Raw genomic sequence first — 17,076 nt, forward strand, 5'->3', positions numbered from 1 at the left:
TTTTAAGTTACTAGCATCATATGAAAAAGTAAGGGAATGGAAAGGGCAAGTCTTCTTTATCGTTAGTCTAATTTGCTATATATAAAGTGCGAATGGAGCACCCTTTTAAAGCCTCAGCTTTGCTCCGTGATACTCATGTTTGATACGGTCCCAGGCCTGGCGCAAACGATTAACACCTTCGATAATCTGCTGCTCCGTTAAGTGAGCAAAGTTAAAGCAGGCTGAAGGAGGTCCTGGTTTCAGTTGGTAATCAGCGGCATCACGCCATGTGACTCCATAAAATCGTGCCATCTGCATCAAATGATAATACGGGACAGACCCATGCTTCCAGATCGCATAGGCGTGTAGACCGCAATCGTTCTGATGCCAGTGAAACAGCTCACACAACGGCTGTATTTCATGCTGGAACACGTCGTAGCGTGCTCTGTATATTCGAGTCATCCGCCGCAAATGACGAATGTAGTCTCCGCGCATCATAAAACGTGCCAGTGCACGCTGTTCCAAGCGGGCAGGTGGCAGGGGATCGTATAGTCGTTTGGCAGCAGTCAGCGCTTGAGCCAATTCCACAGGCAGGATGGCAAACCCGAGTCGAAGACTGCTGAACATACTTTTGGAAAAGGAACCAACATAGATGACACATTCCGCGCGATCTAGTGCTTTTAATGGTTCAATGGGGCGTCCTGCCCAGCGGAATTCACTGTCATAGTCATCCTCAATGATCCACGCTCCCTTGGACGCTGCCCATTGCAAAATATGTTGACGGCGTGTTAACGGCAATACAGCACCGGTTGGAAACTGCCGTCCAGGCGTAACAAACAGGAGTTTGGCATCCCAATCCTGTGGAATAATTCCATGCTGATCCAGTTCAGCAGCGTGTATCTGTCCGCCTGAGGCAGTAACTGCACGGTAAATGCCGGAATAACAGGGATTCTCCAGTACAATGTTATCTTGTTCATGAATAAGCAGCTGACTTAGTAACGTGATCACTTCCATCGAACCACTGCATAATACGACTTGATCCGGTGTTGCCGTAATTCCGCGTGTTCTGCCAACATGATGGCAAATCGCTTCCCGCAGCCCTTTATCACCGTTCACTGGTGCAGGCGTCGAGTCATCTGAAGGCTTTTGCAGGTCCTTGCCAGCGGCAACCAATGCGCTTTTCCATGCGATCTGTGAGCTGCCCTCCAATATAAATTCATCTGCTTGAAAAGAAATCAAAGACTGGTGCGCACCGTCTCTATCTGTAGTAGACACAGAAGTCGAGTGCAAGGCTCGTTCTTTTTCGAGCTGCATTATTCGTTGTCCCCATGCTGACAGAGCAGGGGCTTTTTGTTTTGCAATAGGCGGGGTTTGGTTCTGCTGATCGATTAGAGATTCGTCTGGCAGCATTGTAGTTTGTTCCATAACAAAGGTTCCTCTGCCTACTAGCGAATTCACATATCCTTCTGCCAGCAGCATATCGTATGCTTCTTTAACACTCCCGCGCGAAATTCCATACATCATAGCCAGATCGCGACTAGAAGGCAGGCGCGTACCACTGGCAAGGGAGCCAGTGAGAATTCCCTCTCGAAGAGCGTGATACAATGCCAAGTATTTTAAATGATACTTTTGAATCGCACGCTGATAAGCAATCGTAATGTCCATACTTTTCTCCTTATATTGGACCAGTCGTTTTCATTCATATTGGGTCTTTTTAATAATCCATTTTCAACATAATCTGAAATGTATCGTTGGTCAATAGATGGAAGGAGTGATCCCCATGAGAAGAAAAGAATTCACGGTGGCAGAACAAGAAGAGATAGAGGAGTTTCTGAGCGAGGTTAGCTTCGGATTTTTAGGCATAAACAGTGAGGGTGGTTTTCCATGTGTGATTCCTTTGAATTTCGCTTATGGAAATGGTGTTTTTTATATTCATGGTAGCCGTGCTGGAGAAAAGATGGAACGTATGAAAGAGGATCATCGGGTCACTTTTTCAGCTGCTAAAGAGTATGCGCTCATTCCGTCTTATTTTACGGATGAACATATGGCATGTCCTGCGACTTCATTTTTTAAAAGTATTACCGTGCGTGGTCATGCCGAGCATGTGGTCGATCTGGAGGAAAAAGCGTCGGCATTTTCCATTTTTATGAGTAAGCTGCAACCCGAAGGCGGTTATGATACGATCGATGCCAGCGATGCTCGGTATGCTTCACGTTTGAAAGGGGTCGCTCTGATCAAAATCGTCCCGGAGGAATGGACTGCCAAGTTTAAATTCGGCCAAAATGTCAAAGGTGAGGAACGCCAGCAGATTATCGACGGTTTGCAACAACGAGGACGGGATGATGATCTGATAACCATTAAAATGATGCGCAAATATGGTTCTCATCACTAATATATGTATAACGTCAATATATAAATTTGATTTCGATGTACTCATTCCTGCTCGCTCATCCGTTTAGGTGGTTAATTATACCTTGAAGGGGATGCCCTTGATTTTCCAAAACTTTCAGTCCTTCTATATTAGGACTTTTGAAGGAAAGGTATATATCATCCTCAAGCCCGTTGTTCTTACTGCAAAGGAACTTTATAATACGATAGATTTGTGGTGTAAGGGGGCAAGACCGTGATGAGAGCAGGAGTCAGAAGTCGGGAAAGTCGGCGGTTGTTACTGGAAGCGGGGGCTGAAGAGTTCGCTCAGACGGGGTTTTACCAAACAAAGGTAAGTTCGATTGCGGCACGTGCAGGATTGACGCAACCGGATTTTTATATTCATTTTGAAAGTAAGGAACAAATGTATGAGGAGCTTGTGGAGAGCTTCCGTACTTTGGTGAATGAGACGGTACAAAGTATGAAGATTGGTCCGGATCTAAGCGAAGCTGAAATTTTGAGACGGGGACAAGCCTTTCTGGAAGCTATTTTTCGCATGCTGTCTAATAATCCAGCGATCACTCGTGTCGGTTTTTATCAGGCGGCAGACTCGGTACACATCAAAGCGGAAATGGCAGAGCACATCAAGAAGCATCTGCTGGCCGCACAGCGATGGGGTTCCTGCCGTGAGGAACTGGACCCTGAACTGACAGCAGAATGTGTGATCGGTTTGATAGAACGGCTAACATTAACGAAATTACTGCCTGGACGTGAAAGCCCGTCTGTACTTGCCAAGCAGGTACGAAACCTCTTGTATCACGGAATGCTAGCATCCGAAGAATAACTGAACCCCAAACCCACATTTGGGCGGCAGGCGCGGCATTTGCCCCTATCATGGACGGCGGCATGAGCATAAGATGCTCTTGTAAACCATGAAGGGAGGAATCACCATGTCTGGAGTAGGCGCTGGTTATGGAGCTTTTACATCTACAGGAGCGATTCTAGTACTTTTCATTCTGCTCGTTATTATTTCCAAAGCATTCGTTATCTAATTCTTAGCTCAAGAATTTGATTTCGGACGATTTGTTGTAATCGACAGAGGGAGGAGGAATCTGAGATGGGTGAAGTAGATAGAGGCTGTGGCGGTGGCGGCTACGGAATGTGGACTTCCACTGGTGTCATTTTGGTACTCTTCATTTTGCTGGTTATCATCACACGTACTATTTTCATCTAAAGCGATATTCATGGGCTTGAGCGCCGATGCTTCGGGTCTATGACCATGCAAACCCCAATAGGAACCGTCTCTAACAGAGGCGGTTTCTTTTTGTTTAAAAGTTTACGTTGACGTTAACGTTATATAGGCGTAGTATTTATATATAATCTTTTTCATAAGGTGGGTGTCATGGTTACGTATAAAATTGATGAGGTCGCCAAACAAAGCGGTTTAACCAAGCGAACCATTCGTTATTATGAGGAAATCGGCTTATTGCCCTCCCCGCAGCGCAGTGAAGGAAATATGCGACTGTATACGCAGGAGGATGTGGATTTACTAAAAAAAATAGTGAGTGCCAAGGAAGTGCTTGGTTTTTCTTTGCAAGAACTTCAGCGTTACATGTCCGCAGCAGAAATGCTCAAGGGGCAGCGGGAAGAATATCGCGAGCGAACGGAGCATTTGCAACCGATCGAGCGACGGACCATGTTGGAGGATATGGAACGAACGCTGAACGAACAGTTGGAATTAATGGAGGGAAAAATCAACAGCATCCGTATGCTCCAGACTGAATTGGAAGAGCTGCGGGTCAGGGTTCGCGAACGCAAGATCCTTTTGGATGAGGAACTTGATCATGAGCCGTCATAACATGAACATTTACATTTAGATGTGGAGGTAACATTTTACTATGAGTTCACAACATGCATTACCTGAAGAGTTAAAGGAACGTTCAGGCTTGCTGTCTCAGCCCAAAGCAGTATGGGCAGTCGCCTTTGCCTGTGTTATTTCATTTATGGGTCTGGGATTGGTCGATCCGATCCTGCCGGCCATTGCCGATCAGCTTCATGCTACGAAAAGTCAAGTGTCGTTGCTGTTCACTAGCTATAATCTGGTGACGGGTGTTGCGATGCTGATTACGGGCGTTGTATCTAGCCGATTGGGTGTCAAATGGACGTTATTAACCGGCATTATATTTATTATTGTGTTTGCCGGACTGGGAGGCACGGCCAATACGGTTGGCGGAATTGTGGGCTACCGGGCAGGCTGGGGCCTGGGAAACGCTTTGTTTATCGCAACAGCGTTGTCTGCGATTGTAGGTCTGTCCACTTCTGGGACAGCTAAAGCGATTATTTTATATGAAGCGGCCTTGGGGCTTGGGATTTCAGTTGGCCCGCTGCTAGGCGGTGAGTTAGGTTCCATTTCCTGGAGAGGTCCATTTTTCGGTGTAGCCGGATTGATGGTTATTGGATTTTTGTTCATTACATTTATGCTACCTTCGATTCCAAAGCCGAAAAAACGAGGTTCCATTGCGGACCCATTCAAAGCGTTAAGTTATCCTGCCTTGTTCACACTTGGCATTGTAGCATTGTTATATAACTTTGGATTCTTTACGTTGATGGCGTATTCTCCATATGTCATGCATTTAGACGAGCATGGTTTGGGTTATGTGTTTTTTGGTTGGGGAATTATGCTGGCCTTTACCTCGGTGTTTGTAGCTCCAAAGATTCAAGCACGCTTGAGCGTGGTATCTTCCATTAGTATCATGCTGACGTTGTTTGCCATTGATTTAGGTGTTATGGCGATTGGGACGGTAGCTGGTTCGCCAACGACTGTCATTGTCGCCGTCATTGTAGCTGGTATTTTTCTGGGCATCAACAATACATTGATTACTACTGCTGTGATGCAGGCAGCTCCAGTAGAGCGCTCCACAGCATCTGCGGCTTACAGCTTCATGCGCTTTTTGGGCGGGGCCATTTCACCGTGGCTTGCAGGGAAGCTATCAGAGTGGTACGCAGCAGAAACTCCGTTTTATTTTGGAGCATTGATGGTACTGATTGGCGTAGCTGTGCTGATCGTACGTCGCCGACATATGCAGGATATTCAGGTAGATGCACACTAACATTGAACTTCTGGGGAGGAAAAGAGTATGAGCGAATTCAAACAGATTCTGGTCGCGATTGATGGTTCGGAACACGCTATGAAGGCATTGGAGACAGCCAAAACGTTGTCCAAGCAGCTTCAGGGAAACCTGCATCTGACCGTATTGCATGTAAACCCGACTTTATCCATGAATGAGCCCCCGGTTGGGATTGATGTGGATGAGCGGATTGAAGAGGAAGGTCGTCATATTCTGGAGCCTGCAGCCGACTATTTGAAGGACGAGGGTATTTCGTACCGTATGCTGGCGGGTCATGGTGATCCGGCGAGTTTCATTTGTAAAATTGCAGATCAGGAAAAGGCAGATCTAATCATTATGGGAACACGGGGACAGGGACTTGTTTCGGAGCTGATCCTGGGTAGCGTGAGCCATCATGTAATTCAGCATGCACCTTGTCCGGTGCTGACAGTAAAATAGTATTAAATGAGACATTGATATAGAGAAAAGGAGGAAAAAAGCATGCAGCAGCATTTATTTATTGGTGGTGAATGGAAAGCAGCTTCATCATATACGACGCTGAAATCACCGTATTCCGGGGAAGTCATTGCCGAGGTAGCAGAGGCCACTGCTGAAGATGCCAAGACCGCTATTCAGGCGGCATCTGATGCACGTGCAGAGATGCGGGCTATGCCAGCGCACCAGCGGTCAGCTATTTTGGAGAAGCTGGCTGACCTGCTGGAAGAGCGACGTGAGGATGCAGCACATATTATTGCACGCGAAGCGTCCAAGCCATGGAAGGCTGCGCTTGCGGAAGTTGATCGGACCGTACAAACCTACAAGTTTGCAGCCGAAGAAACCAAGCGCATTCACGGGGAAACCATTCCGCTGGATGCTGCACCAGGCGGCGAGGGCCGTATGGCCTACACGCTCAAAGAACCCGTCGGGGTAGTAGGAGCTATTACACCATTTAACTTCCCAATGAACTTGGTCGCTCATAAAGTGGGCCCTGCGCTGGCAGCAGGCAATACGGTCGTATTGAAGCCTGCGGAGCAGACACCACTGTCGGCTTACTTGATCGCCGAGCTGCTGGAGCAGGCCGGGTTGCCTGCGGGCGCTCTTAACGTGATCAGCGGCGATGGCAAAACCATTGGCGACGTACTTGTCACTGATCCACGCGTCAGCTATATCACCTTCACCGGTAGCCCGGCAGTCGGTACAGAAATTCGCTCCAAGGCTGGCTTGAAGCGGGTCACGCTGGAGCTGGGTTCCAACGCGGCTGTTATTATTGACCGTGATACAGATGTGGACGCGATCATCGACCGTTGTGTGAGTGGAGCCTTTGCCAATCAGGGGCAGGTATGTATCTCGGTTCAACGTATTTACGTTGTCGGTGAGCTGTATGATACGTTCGTATCCCGATTTATAGAAGCGACTCAACGTTTAAAAATCGGAGATCCGCTAGACCCGGACACGGACGTATCGGCGCTCATCTCAGCCAAGGATGTCGAGCGTGTTCGTGAGTGGCTGGAAGAAGCGGTTCAAGCAGGCGTGAAGATCGCTCTGGGTGGTCATGCCGAAGGTGGGATTCTGGAGCCGACCATATTGCTCAATGTGGACCCGACTGCTAAGGTGTCTTGCCGCGAAGTGTTTGCCCCTCTTGTGCTGATTCATTCCGTTAGCTCTGTAGATGAGGCTGTGAATCATGTGAATGATTCAATTTATGGCTTACAGGCGGGAATTTACACGCGTAATATCACGACCGCGCTGGATGCAGCGGACAAGCTTGAAGTAGGGGGCGTGATGATCAATGACATACCAAGCTTCCGTGTGGACCATATGCCGTATGGCGGTGTGAAGCAAAGTGGCACTGGACGCGAAGGTGTAAAGTACGCTATGGAAGAAATGTTGGAAACCAAGCTGATCGTTATTAAACGGTAAATAGCTGTATAAAAGCCTATCTGATGGACATCGAGAATACGCTTGCGTATGTCTGCTCATTAGATGTTTTTTTTCTTATTATTTGCGCGAATGTTAGATAAAAATAAACTGTTATGCTGAAAAATATTTGGATAAAGCGTATTTAGCTTGAGTTTTAGACCGTTGGAACTGTTCCACCGTCAATATTATATTCACTTCCTGTAATAGAAGCGGCCCGGTCGGATACCAGAAAAGCAACAAGCTCAGCGACTTCTTCTGGTAGTCCTGGACGACCAATTGGAATTCCTCCCAACGAGTCCATTAGTTGCTTTAATGCACTTTCTCGGTCGCCTATCGTCTCAGCAATCCGATCAATCAAACTTTGTGCTGCCTTCGTTTCGATAAAGCCTGGCGCAACTGTATTAATACGAATGCCTTGAGGCGAAAACTGCTTGGATAATCCTTTACTGTAAGTAGTTAAAGCTGCTTTGGCCGCAGCATAAGCCAATGTTGCATCATATAGAGGCAAGCGACGTTGAATAGATGAAATATGAATAATAACACCTGAACCCTTTTCCACCATAGCCGGCAGCAGTCCACGGTCTAAACGGACGGCAGCAAACAGATTGGCGTTAAAAGTTTGCTGCCAATGCTCGTCCGTCAAGACAAGAGCTCCCCCGGATGGAGCTGACGAGCCTCCAACATTGTTGACAAGAATATCTACACCGCCTAGGCGCTCAAGAACGCTGGTTACCACTTTATCTACACCTTCAGGCGTACTAATATCGGCTGGAATAAATAGGTCCGGATTTTCTAAATTAACTGGAGTAGTTCGAGCCGTAGTAATTACAGTAGCACCTGCAGCTGTAAGTCTCTTAGCAATAGCCTCTCCCATTCCTTTGGTACCGCCTGTGACCAAGGCCCTTTTGCCTTTAAACTCACTTAAAATGCTCTCTAATTGAAAACTCATGTGAATAATTCCTCCTAATTTTGACAATAGGGTTGAGAACTACCTCTAGGTATCTTCACTCCGAGTTCACTTGTTTTGCGAACCTTACACACTATCGACAATGATACCCCGGTAACGCCCTCCCCGCAGTCGATGCTTTAGGGCTTTTTGATAGGCTGGACTAAAGTACCAAGCTTGTGCTTCCTCAAAAGTGGGGAATTCCAAGATGGCCAGCCCTTCAATATTGGGTCCTTCCAGGACCTGGTATGCGCCATACATTGCTAGGGGGTTGACGGAATGTCCCGCCAAACCTGCCGGTGCCAACTGAGAATAGAGTTGGAGTTCAGTTTGATCGGTACTCTGTTCACGTATAAAAACAACATAAGCGGGCATATACGTTTTTCCTTTCTTATTTTTTAATTTCTTTATGGAAGTGTAATAATCAGTTCTTTAATTTTATTGTTGTTTACTAGAAATTGATGTTTAAGTAGGAGTGGGTCGGGAAGATTCGATTTATCAAAGTCTCCGTCTACTTTCGCAATTACGACGATGGTATTATTAATCTCATCCATATCCATGATCTCGAAGGTGACATTCGGCTCCAATATTTCTGCTTCACACCATGATTTTATGGCTTCCATACCTTTGATTTCGCGATGGTTATCCAAGATTAACGCATCTTTATCGAAAGCGGAAGTAAATGCTTCAAGCCGGGATTTGTTCGCTGATGTAAAGTAAGTTTCTACTGCTGGTGGCACGGATCTATGTGGATTCATTGATTCTTCAACCTCCTATGGTGAGTATGTTATGAGCGATAACTTCAAACTCATCATAGCAGTAATAATATGACTACATGATGTCATATTATAGAGGATCATTTAAATTTCTTTTCATCGTTTCTAAATGAGACAATATTCTTGTACGTACTTGTTCGGGGCTAACCTCTATAAGGAGGGGACCAAAGGATAGCAGATAACTGTCCAACCAATTGCCTACAGGAAATTGTGCCGTGACGGTATAAGAGCCGTCTTCCCTCTGAGTAATTGTTTTCTCGGCAAACTCATCGTACACGCGGTAAGCTCCTTGAGCAGAAATGTGAAGAGTTACTTCAATGGTATGAAGCAAGTCGTTCATCTTTGTATCTGTAGCTGCTACGACTGTTCTTGGCTCATAACTAATTTCCGTAACTACAATCTCTTTCATTCGGCTAATCTTAAATACACGATAACTTTCGGTATTTAAACAGTAACCCTCCACATACCAGGATTTATCTTTAAACAAGAGCTTGGCAGGTTCGATGCTACGATAACTCTGTTCCCCGGCGACGTTATAATAGCGGAACTTTATAACACGGTTTGTGATTATTGCGTTGCGTATAAGAGTGAATAGCTGTCTCTGGCTGTTTTGACTTCCCCATGGCGAAAAATCTACTTCGATCCAGTTTCCCATTTCTTTTTTAAAAAGCCTACTCAACTTGTTTAGCACTTCTTCTACCTGTGGGATGGTAGCTGTAGCCACACTCTGAAGGGCCATTAAGATATCATCTTGTTCCTGCTCGGACAGTAAAGAGGTGTTAAAGACATAACCCTCCATCAATGATATTCCGCCCCCCTTGCCTCTACTGCTATAGATGGGAATCCCAGCTGCACTTAAGGCATCTATGTCCCGATAAATCGTTCGTGTGGAAACCTCAAAATGCTCTGCCAATTCATCAGCAGTCACTTTTTTCTTATGGAGTAACATATAGACTATTTTCAAAATGTCTGCTTAACGGCATAAGCTTCACCTCTCTCGGTAGCATACACCTTATAACATGACATTATAAAGTCATATTAAGTGATTGCTTGACATCGCCATTGGATCAGATCTTTTTACAATCTTTTATATAAAGTTGAACCAAAAGCACTTGCAAAATAAAAAGGAATAAACTATACTGAGGCCAACTAATTAGTGATTGATCAATTACTAACTAGTTAAAAAGCAACGAAGGTAACATTCATGAGCAAGATTCTGCTTCAAGTTTACTTACGTATCTTTATTGGAACTATGGATTGATGCAGATTGAGTTAGATGAAGAAGTATGAAGTTAAGTAATTAATCAATCACTTATTTTAAAACAAATGGAGGAGAGAACATGAAGCATCTTATTATTTACGCACACCCATCTGAGGGAAGCTTTAATCATGCAATTTTGAATACAGCAGTCGAGGGACTAAAGCAAAAAGGACATGAGGTGGTTGTTCGTGATCTATATGAAATCAACTTTCAACCTGTGATTAGCAGCAGCGAGATCATTGGAGGCATCGGAGAAGATATTGTGCGGGAACAGAAGTTTTTGCAATGGGCAGAGGTGATCACTTTTATTTACCCAATTTGGTGGACGGGGATGCCAGCCATGATGAAAGGGTATATTGACCGCGTATTCTCTTACGGATTTGCTTACAAATATGTAAACGGAGTGCAGATGGGGCTGCTCAAGGGGAAGAAAGTCATCATCCTCAACACACAAGGGAAATCACATGCGGAATATGCAAGCAATGGCATGGATCAAGCACTTCGCTTGACGTCCGACAAAGGCATATTTGAATATTGCGGACTTGACGTTATGTATCACATATTTTTCGAGTCGGTACCCCAATCCGATGAAGATACACGTAAAGAGTGGCTTCGCCAGATTGCAGACATGGCCAGCAAGGCTTAATAAAAATGTGTTCTGAGGAAAAAAGGCAACGCATGCATCCTGCAGGCGCTGCCTTCTTGCTCGGTACAATATTGAATGTGTTCCAATCAACACTCGCTCATGGCAAGCATCAATTGCTACGCAAAGGGTGGGGTATTAGTTTTTTCGATTTTTCCGATTGACGCTATGAGACCCTCTGGAAGGCCACTGGGACCCGCTTCCCTGACCACTACCTTGCCCATGGGAAGGCCACCACTGCGACCCACCGCCCTGACCACCGCCTTGCCCATGGGAAGGCCACCACTGCGACCCACCGCTCTGACCACCGCCTTGCCCATGGGAAGGCCACCACTGCGACCCACCGCCCTGACCACCGCCTTGCCCATGAGGATGCCAATGCGACCCACCACCTTGACTGCCGCCCTGACCACCGCTTTGTCCTCCGATAGAAGGCATACTTGGATAGGGGCCTTGAGCCTGACTGATTTGAGTAACATCAATATAAGACTGTGTACCGTTAGGATATAGAACTAACATTGATTTATTAGCGGGATCTACGCTTTTTACAAAAGCAACGATCTGTTGCCCATTCACAGTGAATATTCCCCACAAATTTACGAAATTACTCACTTCAGTAGTGGTTGCGAAATGTGGTTGTGGCGATCCCATCGAACGATTAGAAGAATGTTTAGACAAGGTGTGTATCTCTCCTTTAGATTGAATTTTGTGACATCATATGTGCAAACGTACTCGTTGGAATGGGCAATGTGCCTTTAAGATATTTTTTTGGTACTTACTGTCCCCCAAAAGCATACCTTTACGGGTAAATGCATTTGGATGAGTTGAAAAATAATATTAAAATGAATAAATAAACGAAATGACCTTCTTTACGTCGAGAAGGTCATTTCGTTTAATTTAGGAGTTACTATTAATTGGCATTGTCTTCTTGAATAAGGCATAATCGCTTACAAGTCATCCAGTAGTTCCTTATACCTAGTATGGAATTTTCGCATATGCGTTTCCTGTGTTTTGTCGGTTAGCTATGATGCTGCGTATAACGGTTCAAAATTAGCTGTACATGATGAAATCTCTGGTGTATACCTATGTAGGATAGCAAGCTGTAGTTATAGCATTTTTTTGAGCTGGGATATACGGGCTTGGGAAACCTCAAGCATTTTGGCATATTCGTGCTGTGCTGCATTGGGTTGCTTTTGCATTAATTCTTTGAGACTTTCAATCATCTGCTGTGTTGATCGCCGCAGACGTTTGGGCTCTTTAATCGACCGTTGTCCGTTAGCTAACGCTGATTTGGCTGGTCTCAGGACAGGGCTGAAATTCAACCCCTTCTTTAAACTTTCAATACATTCTTTACAAATAAAACTATCTCTAAAATAAGTCAATTGTTCTGCTGAACCACACATTTTACACGTCACCCCGGTATATTTTCGAAAGGCGAGAATACCAGTTTCCTCATCTGCGAAAATCTCAACGGGATCACCCACATTAAAATCCATAGAAATTCGCATTTCTTTGGGAATAACGATACGGCCTAACGCATCTAGGGGACGTGTCATACCTGTACTTTTCAAATGATAACCTCCTTTTTTTATATCCTTATAATACTAAATAATTATAGTAAAAAAGAATAGGCTTAGAGAAGCAATCGCATATATTAAGTAAACTGTTGAAAAGCATACAAGTAATTGCCAAAATATGTTTGATTATTGGCGAAAAACGTGTTGAGGAATTATAGGGGATATCCGATATATATTCAGAATGAAGATTCTAGTTGGTGAAGAAGTTTTTAGTAATATACGATAAGGAGCTGTGAATTACATATGGCAATCGATTTGGACACTGCTATTCCTGCAGCCATTATAAAGGTTGGCGGATTAGTAGATCAGCCCGAGCAATTCACCGCCGAGGCGAAGAAAGCTACTGCTATGCTGGGAGAAGAGGCATTGCCTCTATTCCCGCGTTATTTTTTTGGAACCGAGTTGCAGAAGCCAGAGAGTTTGGCGGGAAAGTACGAAGCGTTGGGCGACTGGCTGCATATTCAACAGGATGCGATTTTTGAGATTATCTACAATTACAGGGAAAAAGCGATTCCCATGCTGTATGAGGTGGCGTTCGGGGTGTACGATTGGACGCAGTATAAGGCAGTGCGGATACTAACTCGGTTAGCCCGTGAAGGTGTTCAGACCGAGCAGATTGTGGACGATATTATCAGCCATGTCGACGATTTTCGTTATGAGGCACAAATGCCTACATTTTATTTTTTGTCCGGACTGACGGGCAATAAGAAGGTTGCCGCGCTGCTGCAAAGGCATTTCCTTGAGAATTTGGAATACGATCCGATTGATGCCTTTGATATTTTTGAGAATTTGTACCGTTGTTCGCCTGATGTTGCTAGGAGACATGCCGATTTTCTCAAAGTCATTGCCCGTGGTGAAGGCCTAGAAGGCCGCTCTCCGTTACTGGATGGAGCGATAGGGACTACCGATGAGAACGGCAAGCAAGAGTACCACTGGCCTGATGATGAACCTGTCGAAGAGCACCACCAATTACGAGCGGCGATATTTTATTACCAGTTGAATTCTCAGGATGAGGAGGTTAATCGGCTGTTGGATCAATGGGAAGTGAGCCATCCGGAGGAGAATGTGAGGAGTTATATTGGGAAATTGCGAGGAGAAGGACAGAGAGAAAGCTAGCTGTTCAGCTAGTGAATAGAGAAATGTTAATTTTGCACTCTTTTCTATGAAAACTTATACTTATCGTTACAGCTGGCTTGAAGCGAAAATAGAAGAATCAGGAGGGGATCAACCATGTACTCCATTAAAGAAGTTGAAATCAGGAGTGGATTGCCCGCATCTACCCTTCGTTATTATGAAAAAGAGGGCATTCTACCTGATGTCGGTCGGGATGAGGGTGGGAGAAGGGTATATACCGAGAAACAAATGGATTGGATCAGGTTCCTTATGGCTATGAAGGATACGGGAATGACCATTGAAGAAATTAAGGCATATCTTGAGCTAAATGTAAAAGGAGAAGCCACGATCCAAGAGAGAAGAGACTTCCTGGTTGCCCACAAAAAGAAAGTGGAAGAACAGATGGCCCAAACGCAGCGCAATTTGGAGAAAATTATTCAAAAGATAGCTTTTTACGATCATGTGGTCATGGGAAAAAGCTTCTCTTAGTCGCCAAATTCAATTGAATAAAGGAAGCCCCCAGCCTATTTGAAATACGCTGTAGGGCTTTTTTTTTGCATAGATATCTAAAGATACCTGTTGTAGGTCGCAAGTATGAAAAATCGTTGGCAATTAGGAGGTTCACAATGTGCTTACAGGGTAAAAGTGTAGTACCAAGGTGGGGAAGTGGGGGTGTTGACTCTCACGCCACGTGAGACTGTAGACTGTGAAAGCAAGAGAGGTGAAGCGGAATGGCTTATACAGTAAAGGAAGTATCTAATCTGTCGGGAATCAGCGTTCGAACTTTGCATTATTATGATGAAATTGGATTGCTGAAACCACATCATATCGGAAATAATGGATATCGCTATTACGAACAGGAACAACTGTTGAGGCTTCAGCAAATCATGGTGTATAGGGAACTGGATTTGCCTTTATCCGAAATTGGCAATGTGCTAAAGCAAACCAAGGAACAGAAGGCCGAGGTTTTGCAGGTGCATCGAGCCAAGATTGAGGCCAAGGTCTTCCGCTTGCATTCTCTCCTTCAGACCATCGACGAAACGGTGGCTCATTTGAGAGGAGAACAAACGATGAAACCAGAGCAAATGTACAAAGGGTTTAACCCGGAAAAGCAGGAAATGTATGAAGGTGATCTGACGGAACGTTATGGTTCACAGGTCGAAGAGAAGATCCAGGAGAGCAAGAACGCGACGACGAACTGGAGCAAAAAGGATTATTTGGATTCACAGGCAGAGGCAGATCAGATTCATCGGGAGCTGGCTGAAGCCATGAATAAAGGCTTGAAGCATAACAGTGCAGAAGTGCAGGCGCTAATCCGCCGTCATCTTCAATGGGTAAGTCGATTTTATACCCCTACAGCAGAAATTTACAGTGGGCTGGGAGACTTGTATGTAGAACATGAGGATTTCAGTAAAATGTATGAAGGCTATCGTCCCGGACTGGCTGAATATTTGCGAGATGGAATGAAGGTGCTGGCCAAGCGGGAATTAACCTAGCAATAGCTGGTGAAAAGGGATATACGTGATAAGAAAAAGGGGTGAACAACAAACCTTCGACGGCCTGCTGTTCACCCTTCTTGTGTAAGGTAGCTTACATGTTGCTTGGTGCTGTTCTCATGCTTTGCTGACTGCTGTTTCCGAAGTGCTGCATGTTACCACTGCCTGCAAATTGCTGTCCAGTTGTTCCCATATGTTGCGGAAAGCTGTGATTCATGTGGCTTCCTGCACTAAAGGTGGATGGTTGCATACTACGGGAAGCATAGTTATCACCAAATCCAGGCTGAGTCATTTGGCTGCTCGAACGGATAGTGTTTTCCAACTGATTACACAGTTGAATAACTTGTTGGTATTGCTGCATAGCCTTTTGGTGGTCCTGGATTGCAGTTTGGATCATTTGAGCTGCATTACGTTCACGTTGCACCAGGCTTTCAAGGTTGGATGCATTTTGTTGCTCTTGTTGCAGCAACTGTTGATACATGGCGGTTCCTTGCTGTGTTTGTTGTACCAATTGCTGAATAATTTGTTCACATTGATGAAGTTGTTGTTGTGGAGCCATGTTGTTGAACATTGATCATCAATCTCCTTCGCCGGATAGTTTAGGTTTTAGGACCCTCATATATTGTGGCGAAGGAAGACCATATATATGCACAATTTTTGGTTACAGGCTGGACACCAGAATAGCCGTAAATTCTTCTAGGAATACACGATCTTCTTGATCAAATCGGCTTTTTAGAGGGCTATCAATGTCCAGCACCCCAATCAGCTCCTCATTCTTGATCAGAGGGATAACGATTTCGCTATTGGAAGCAGCGTCGCAGGCGATATGTCCTGGAAATGCATGTACATCGTCTATGACAAGTGTTCGCCGTTCAGCTGCTGCGGTACCGCAAACGCCGCGTCCCAGTGGAATCCGTATACATGCGGGTAGACCTTGGAAAGGACCTAGTACAAGCTCAGTGCCATCATAAAGATAGAAGCCACTCCAGTTCACATCTGGAAGAAAGTGACCCAGTAACGCTGAAGCGTTCGCTAAATTGGCAATCCTATTGGATTCATCGTGAACAAGTGCCCGGAGTTGTCCGAGAACGGATTCGAATTGTTCCTGACGTGTTCCTTCGTAAGGAATAGTTTGAAACATGTAGAGTCCACGCTCCTAACATTAAATTTTCATATAAACTGTTGTATATACAACCAAAAATAGGTAATTGTGCAAATCGCTTTTACCATTGGTTAATTAATTTAAGATATAACGATTGTACATATTCAGTCAAGTAGAAAATAGCACTATCGCCTTGGAATAATCTCCGTACTCTAGCAGCACAATTCCCTATCTGTACAAGTAACGCTGACGGCAAAGCTTTACGTTTTAGCGGGACATATAATATAGAAAGTAATTCAGCGAGGGTTGCCCTCATCTGTTTCCAGCTTCTCCCCTATGGGTAAAAACAATGTAACATGTTGGCTTAGGCCAGGGAGGAGTTACAATTATGCATGCAGATGTTCAGAACTTGTTTATCCGTATACAGATGCTTTCTTATGCACATCAGGACGATTTGACGGTAAGAGATATACAACCTGTACTCGAAGAACGCGGATACCGCGTAGGAGAACGTGAAGTCAAGCAGGAGCTGGAAAACCTGACACAGGAAAACTTTCTGACACCGCATGATGATATGTTCAGCCTTACCGGCGCAGGGATCGAAGAATTGCAGGAAATTCAGTCGATGCTAGGCGTATTGTACGAGGATGTTGTGAAAAATCCAGCGCATGTCACTGCCCGTACCTCTTCTTAAAAGGATTAGAGACACAAAAATCTTATAACAATCAAATTAGCCCTCTTCATTCCTGATACCAGGAAGCGGAGGGCTAATTTGATTTATAAGGGCCT

21 protein-coding genes are annotated in these 17,076 nt (G+C 44.9%); 12 read left to right on the forward strand and 9 right to left on the reverse strand.

What is annotated here, in order from left to right; genetic code table 11:
- Window positions 1-105 precede the first annotated feature (105 nt).
- Window positions 106-1,644 carry a MocR-like pyridoxine biosynthesis transcription factor PdxR gene (pdxR, locus tag ACN6NF_RS03540; protein ID WP_474315192.1) on the reverse strand — a complete coding sequence of 513 codons (1,539 nt, stop codon included), beginning with the start codon at window positions 1,642-1,644 and terminating at the stop codon, window positions 106-108.
- Window positions 1,645-1,759: 115 nt separating this feature from the next.
- Here pdxR and ACN6NF_RS03545 point away from each other — a divergent pair, with 115 nt between their 5' ends.
- From ACN6NF_RS03545 to ACN6NF_RS03575, 7 genes are all read left to right on the forward strand, one after another.
- Window positions 1,760-2,371 (forward strand): pyridoxamine 5'-phosphate oxidase family protein, encoded by a 612-nt coding sequence (locus ACN6NF_RS03545; RefSeq protein WP_474315194.1) that lies wholly within the window; start codon window positions 1,760-1,762, stop codon window positions 2,369-2,371.
- 234 nt (window positions 2,372-2,605) lie between these two features.
- The gene (locus ACN6NF_RS03550; protein ID WP_474315379.1) at window positions 2,606-3,190 is read left to right on the forward strand and encodes a TetR/AcrR family transcriptional regulator; all 585 of its coding nucleotides are present in this window, start codon (window positions 2,606-2,608) and stop codon (window positions 3,188-3,190) included.
- A 106-nt stretch (window positions 3,191-3,296) separates the two neighbouring features.
- Window positions 3,297-3,398, forward strand: a complete 102-nt coding sequence (locus ACN6NF_RS03555) for a hypothetical protein (protein WP_014599460.1) — start codon at window positions 3,297-3,299, stop codon at window positions 3,396-3,398.
- A gap of 350 nt (window positions 3,399-3,748) precedes the next feature.
- The gene (locus ACN6NF_RS03560; protein WP_474315197.1) at window positions 3,749-4,204 is read left to right on the forward strand and encodes a MerR family transcriptional regulator; all 456 of its coding nucleotides are present in this window, start codon (window positions 3,749-3,751) and stop codon (window positions 4,202-4,204) included.
- A 40-nt stretch (window positions 4,205-4,244) separates the two neighbouring features.
- Complete coding sequence (locus ACN6NF_RS03565) at window positions 4,245-5,456, forward strand: MFS transporter (protein WP_474315200.1); 1,212 nt, start codon at window positions 4,245-4,247, stop codon at window positions 5,454-5,456.
- A 27-nt stretch (window positions 5,457-5,483) separates the two neighbouring features.
- On the forward strand, window positions 5,484-5,912 hold the full coding sequence (locus tag ACN6NF_RS03570; RefSeq protein ID WP_019686110.1) for a universal stress protein: 429 nt from the start codon (window positions 5,484-5,486) through the stop codon (window positions 5,910-5,912).
- A 42-nt stretch (window positions 5,913-5,954) separates the two neighbouring features.
- A complete protein-coding gene (locus ACN6NF_RS03575) occupies window positions 5,955-7,373 on the forward strand; it encodes an aldehyde dehydrogenase family protein (protein WP_474315201.1) in 1,419 nt (472 codons plus the stop codon).
- 154 nt (window positions 7,374-7,527) lie between these two features.
- Here the strand turns inward: ACN6NF_RS03575 and ACN6NF_RS03580 are convergent, their stop codons facing one another.
- The 4 genes from ACN6NF_RS03580 to ACN6NF_RS03595 all read right to left on the reverse strand — a co-directional run bounded on the left by ACN6NF_RS03580 (window position 7,528) and on the right by ACN6NF_RS03595 (window position 10,059).
- Complete coding sequence (locus tag ACN6NF_RS03580; RefSeq protein ID WP_474315204.1) at window positions 7,528-8,322, reverse strand: SDR family oxidoreductase; 795 nt, start codon at window positions 8,320-8,322, stop codon at window positions 7,528-7,530.
- Window positions 8,323-8,406: 84 nt separating this feature from the next.
- On the reverse strand, window positions 8,407-8,694 hold the full coding sequence (locus tag ACN6NF_RS03585) for a DUF1330 domain-containing protein (protein WP_017425723.1): 288 nt from the start codon (window positions 8,692-8,694) through the stop codon (window positions 8,407-8,409).
- Window positions 8,695-8,726: 32 nt separating this feature from the next.
- Complete coding sequence (locus ACN6NF_RS03590) at window positions 8,727-9,077, reverse strand: nuclear transport factor 2 family protein (protein ID WP_474315207.1); 351 nt, start codon at window positions 9,075-9,077, stop codon at window positions 8,727-8,729.
- 88 nt (window positions 9,078-9,165) lie between these two features.
- Window positions 9,166-10,059: a helix-turn-helix transcriptional regulator gene (locus ACN6NF_RS03595; protein ID WP_474315209.1), complete on the reverse strand. Its 894-nt coding sequence runs from the start codon at window positions 10,057-10,059 to the stop codon at window positions 9,166-9,168.
- A 376-nt stretch (window positions 10,060-10,435) separates the two neighbouring features.
- Between ACN6NF_RS03595 and ACN6NF_RS03600 the strand changes: the two genes are divergently transcribed.
- A complete protein-coding gene (locus ACN6NF_RS03600; protein WP_474315212.1) occupies window positions 10,436-11,002 on the forward strand; it encodes an NAD(P)H-dependent oxidoreductase in 567 nt (188 codons plus the stop codon).
- Window positions 11,003-11,137: 135 nt separating this feature from the next.
- On the opposite strand, the gene ACN6NF_RS03605 is transcribed toward ACN6NF_RS03600, so the two are convergent.
- A complete protein-coding gene (locus ACN6NF_RS03605) occupies window positions 11,138-11,677 on the reverse strand; it encodes a hypothetical protein (protein WP_474315215.1) in 540 nt (179 codons plus the stop codon).
- A 428-nt stretch (window positions 11,678-12,105) separates the two neighbouring features.
- Window positions 12,106-12,570, reverse strand: coding sequence for an AbrB/MazE/SpoVT family DNA-binding domain-containing protein (locus tag ACN6NF_RS03610; RefSeq protein WP_474315217.1), 465 nt, complete (start codon window positions 12,568-12,570; stop codon window positions 12,106-12,108).
- Window positions 12,571-12,819: 249 nt separating this feature from the next.
- Here ACN6NF_RS03610 and ACN6NF_RS03615 point away from each other — a divergent pair, with 249 nt between their 5' ends.
- The 3 genes from ACN6NF_RS03615 to ACN6NF_RS03625 all read left to right on the forward strand — a co-directional run bounded on the left by ACN6NF_RS03615 (window position 12,820) and on the right by ACN6NF_RS03625 (window position 15,185).
- Entirely contained in the window at window positions 12,820-13,692 is an 873-nt protein-coding gene (locus ACN6NF_RS03615; protein WP_474315220.1) for a transcriptional regulator, read from the forward strand.
- A gap of 114 nt (window positions 13,693-13,806) precedes the next feature.
- Window positions 13,807-14,178, forward strand: coding sequence for a MerR family transcriptional regulator (locus ACN6NF_RS03620; RefSeq protein ID WP_044787871.1), 372 nt, complete (start codon window positions 13,807-13,809; stop codon window positions 14,176-14,178).
- Window positions 14,179-14,420: 242 nt separating this feature from the next.
- The gene (locus ACN6NF_RS03625) at window positions 14,421-15,185 is read left to right on the forward strand and encodes a MerR family transcriptional regulator (protein ID WP_474315223.1); all 765 of its coding nucleotides are present in this window, start codon (window positions 14,421-14,423) and stop codon (window positions 15,183-15,185) included.
- A 94-nt stretch (window positions 15,186-15,279) separates the two neighbouring features.
- On the opposite strand, the gene ACN6NF_RS03630 is transcribed toward ACN6NF_RS03625, so the two are convergent.
- Window positions 15,280-15,756, reverse strand: coding sequence for a hypothetical protein (locus ACN6NF_RS03630; RefSeq protein ID WP_474315225.1), 477 nt, complete (start codon window positions 15,754-15,756; stop codon window positions 15,280-15,282).
- Between the two features lie 90 nt (window positions 15,757-15,846).
- On the reverse strand, window positions 15,847-16,326 hold the full coding sequence (locus tag ACN6NF_RS03635; RefSeq protein WP_285694256.1) for a GAF domain-containing protein: 480 nt from the start codon (window positions 16,324-16,326) through the stop codon (window positions 15,847-15,849).
- A gap of 349 nt (window positions 16,327-16,675) precedes the next feature.
- Here ACN6NF_RS03635 and ACN6NF_RS03640 point away from each other — a divergent pair, with 349 nt between their 5' ends.
- Entirely contained in the window at window positions 16,676-16,981 is a 306-nt protein-coding gene (locus tag ACN6NF_RS03640; RefSeq protein ID WP_285694258.1) for a TIR domain-containing protein, read from the forward strand.
- Window positions 16,982-17,076: the final 95 nt, after the last annotated feature.

This window comes from Paenibacillus sp. TSM33 (assembly GCF_056099025.1).

Bases quoted from the DNA above. Each gene is read 5' to 3' on its own strand.
- ACN6NF_RS03550 (WP_474315379.1), top strand. From the start codon at position 2,606: ATGAGAGCAGGAGTCAGAAGTCGGGAAAGTCGGCGGTTGTTACTGGAA.
- ACN6NF_RS03630 (WP_474315225.1), bottom strand. From the start codon at position 15,756: ATGTTCAACAACATGGCTCCACAACAACAACTTCATCAATGTGAACAA.
- ACN6NF_RS03545 (WP_474315194.1), top strand. From the start codon at position 1,760: ATGAGAAGAAAAGAATTCACGGTGGCAGAACAAGAAGAGATAGAGGAG.
- ACN6NF_RS03635 (WP_285694256.1), bottom strand. From the start codon at position 16,326: ATGTTTCAAACTATTCCTTACGAAGGAACACGTCAGGAACAATTCGAA.
- ACN6NF_RS03640 (WP_285694258.1), top strand. From the start codon at position 16,676: ATGCATGCAGATGTTCAGAACTTGTTTATCCGTATACAGATGCTTTCT.
- ACN6NF_RS03565 (WP_474315200.1), top strand. From the start codon at position 4,245: ATGAGTTCACAACATGCATTACCTGAAGAGTTAAAGGAACGTTCAGGC.
- ACN6NF_RS03620 (WP_044787871.1), top strand. From the start codon at position 13,807: ATGTACTCCATTAAAGAAGTTGAAATCAGGAGTGGATTGCCCGCATCT.
- pdxR (WP_474315192.1), bottom strand. From the start codon at position 1,644: ATGGACATTACGATTGCTTATCAGCGTGCGATTCAAAAGTATCATTTA.
- ACN6NF_RS03625 (WP_474315223.1), top strand. From the start codon at position 14,421: ATGGCTTATACAGTAAAGGAAGTATCTAATCTGTCGGGAATCAGCGTT.
- ACN6NF_RS03585 (WP_017425723.1), bottom strand. From the start codon at position 8,694: ATGCCCGCTTATGTTGTTTTTATACGTGAACAGAGTACCGATCAAACT.
- ACN6NF_RS03570 (WP_019686110.1), top strand. From the start codon at position 5,484: ATGAGCGAATTCAAACAGATTCTGGTCGCGATTGATGGTTCGGAACAC.
- ACN6NF_RS03590 (WP_474315207.1), bottom strand. From the start codon at position 9,077: ATGAATCCACATAGATCCGTGCCACCAGCAGTAGAAACTTACTTTACA.
- ACN6NF_RS03615 (WP_474315220.1), top strand. From the start codon at position 12,820: ATGGCAATCGATTTGGACACTGCTATTCCTGCAGCCATTATAAAGGTT.
- ACN6NF_RS03575 (WP_474315201.1), top strand. From the start codon at position 5,955: ATGCAGCAGCATTTATTTATTGGTGGTGAATGGAAAGCAGCTTCATCA.
- ACN6NF_RS03560 (WP_474315197.1), top strand. From the start codon at position 3,749: ATGGTTACGTATAAAATTGATGAGGTCGCCAAACAAAGCGGTTTAACC.
- ACN6NF_RS03555 (WP_014599460.1), top strand. From the start codon at position 3,297: ATGTCTGGAGTAGGCGCTGGTTATGGAGCTTTTACATCTACAGGAGCG.
- ACN6NF_RS03580 (WP_474315204.1), bottom strand. From the start codon at position 8,322: ATGAGTTTTCAATTAGAGAGCATTTTAAGTGAGTTTAAAGGCAAAAGG.
- ACN6NF_RS03600 (WP_474315212.1), top strand. From the start codon at position 10,436: ATGAAGCATCTTATTATTTACGCACACCCATCTGAGGGAAGCTTTAAT.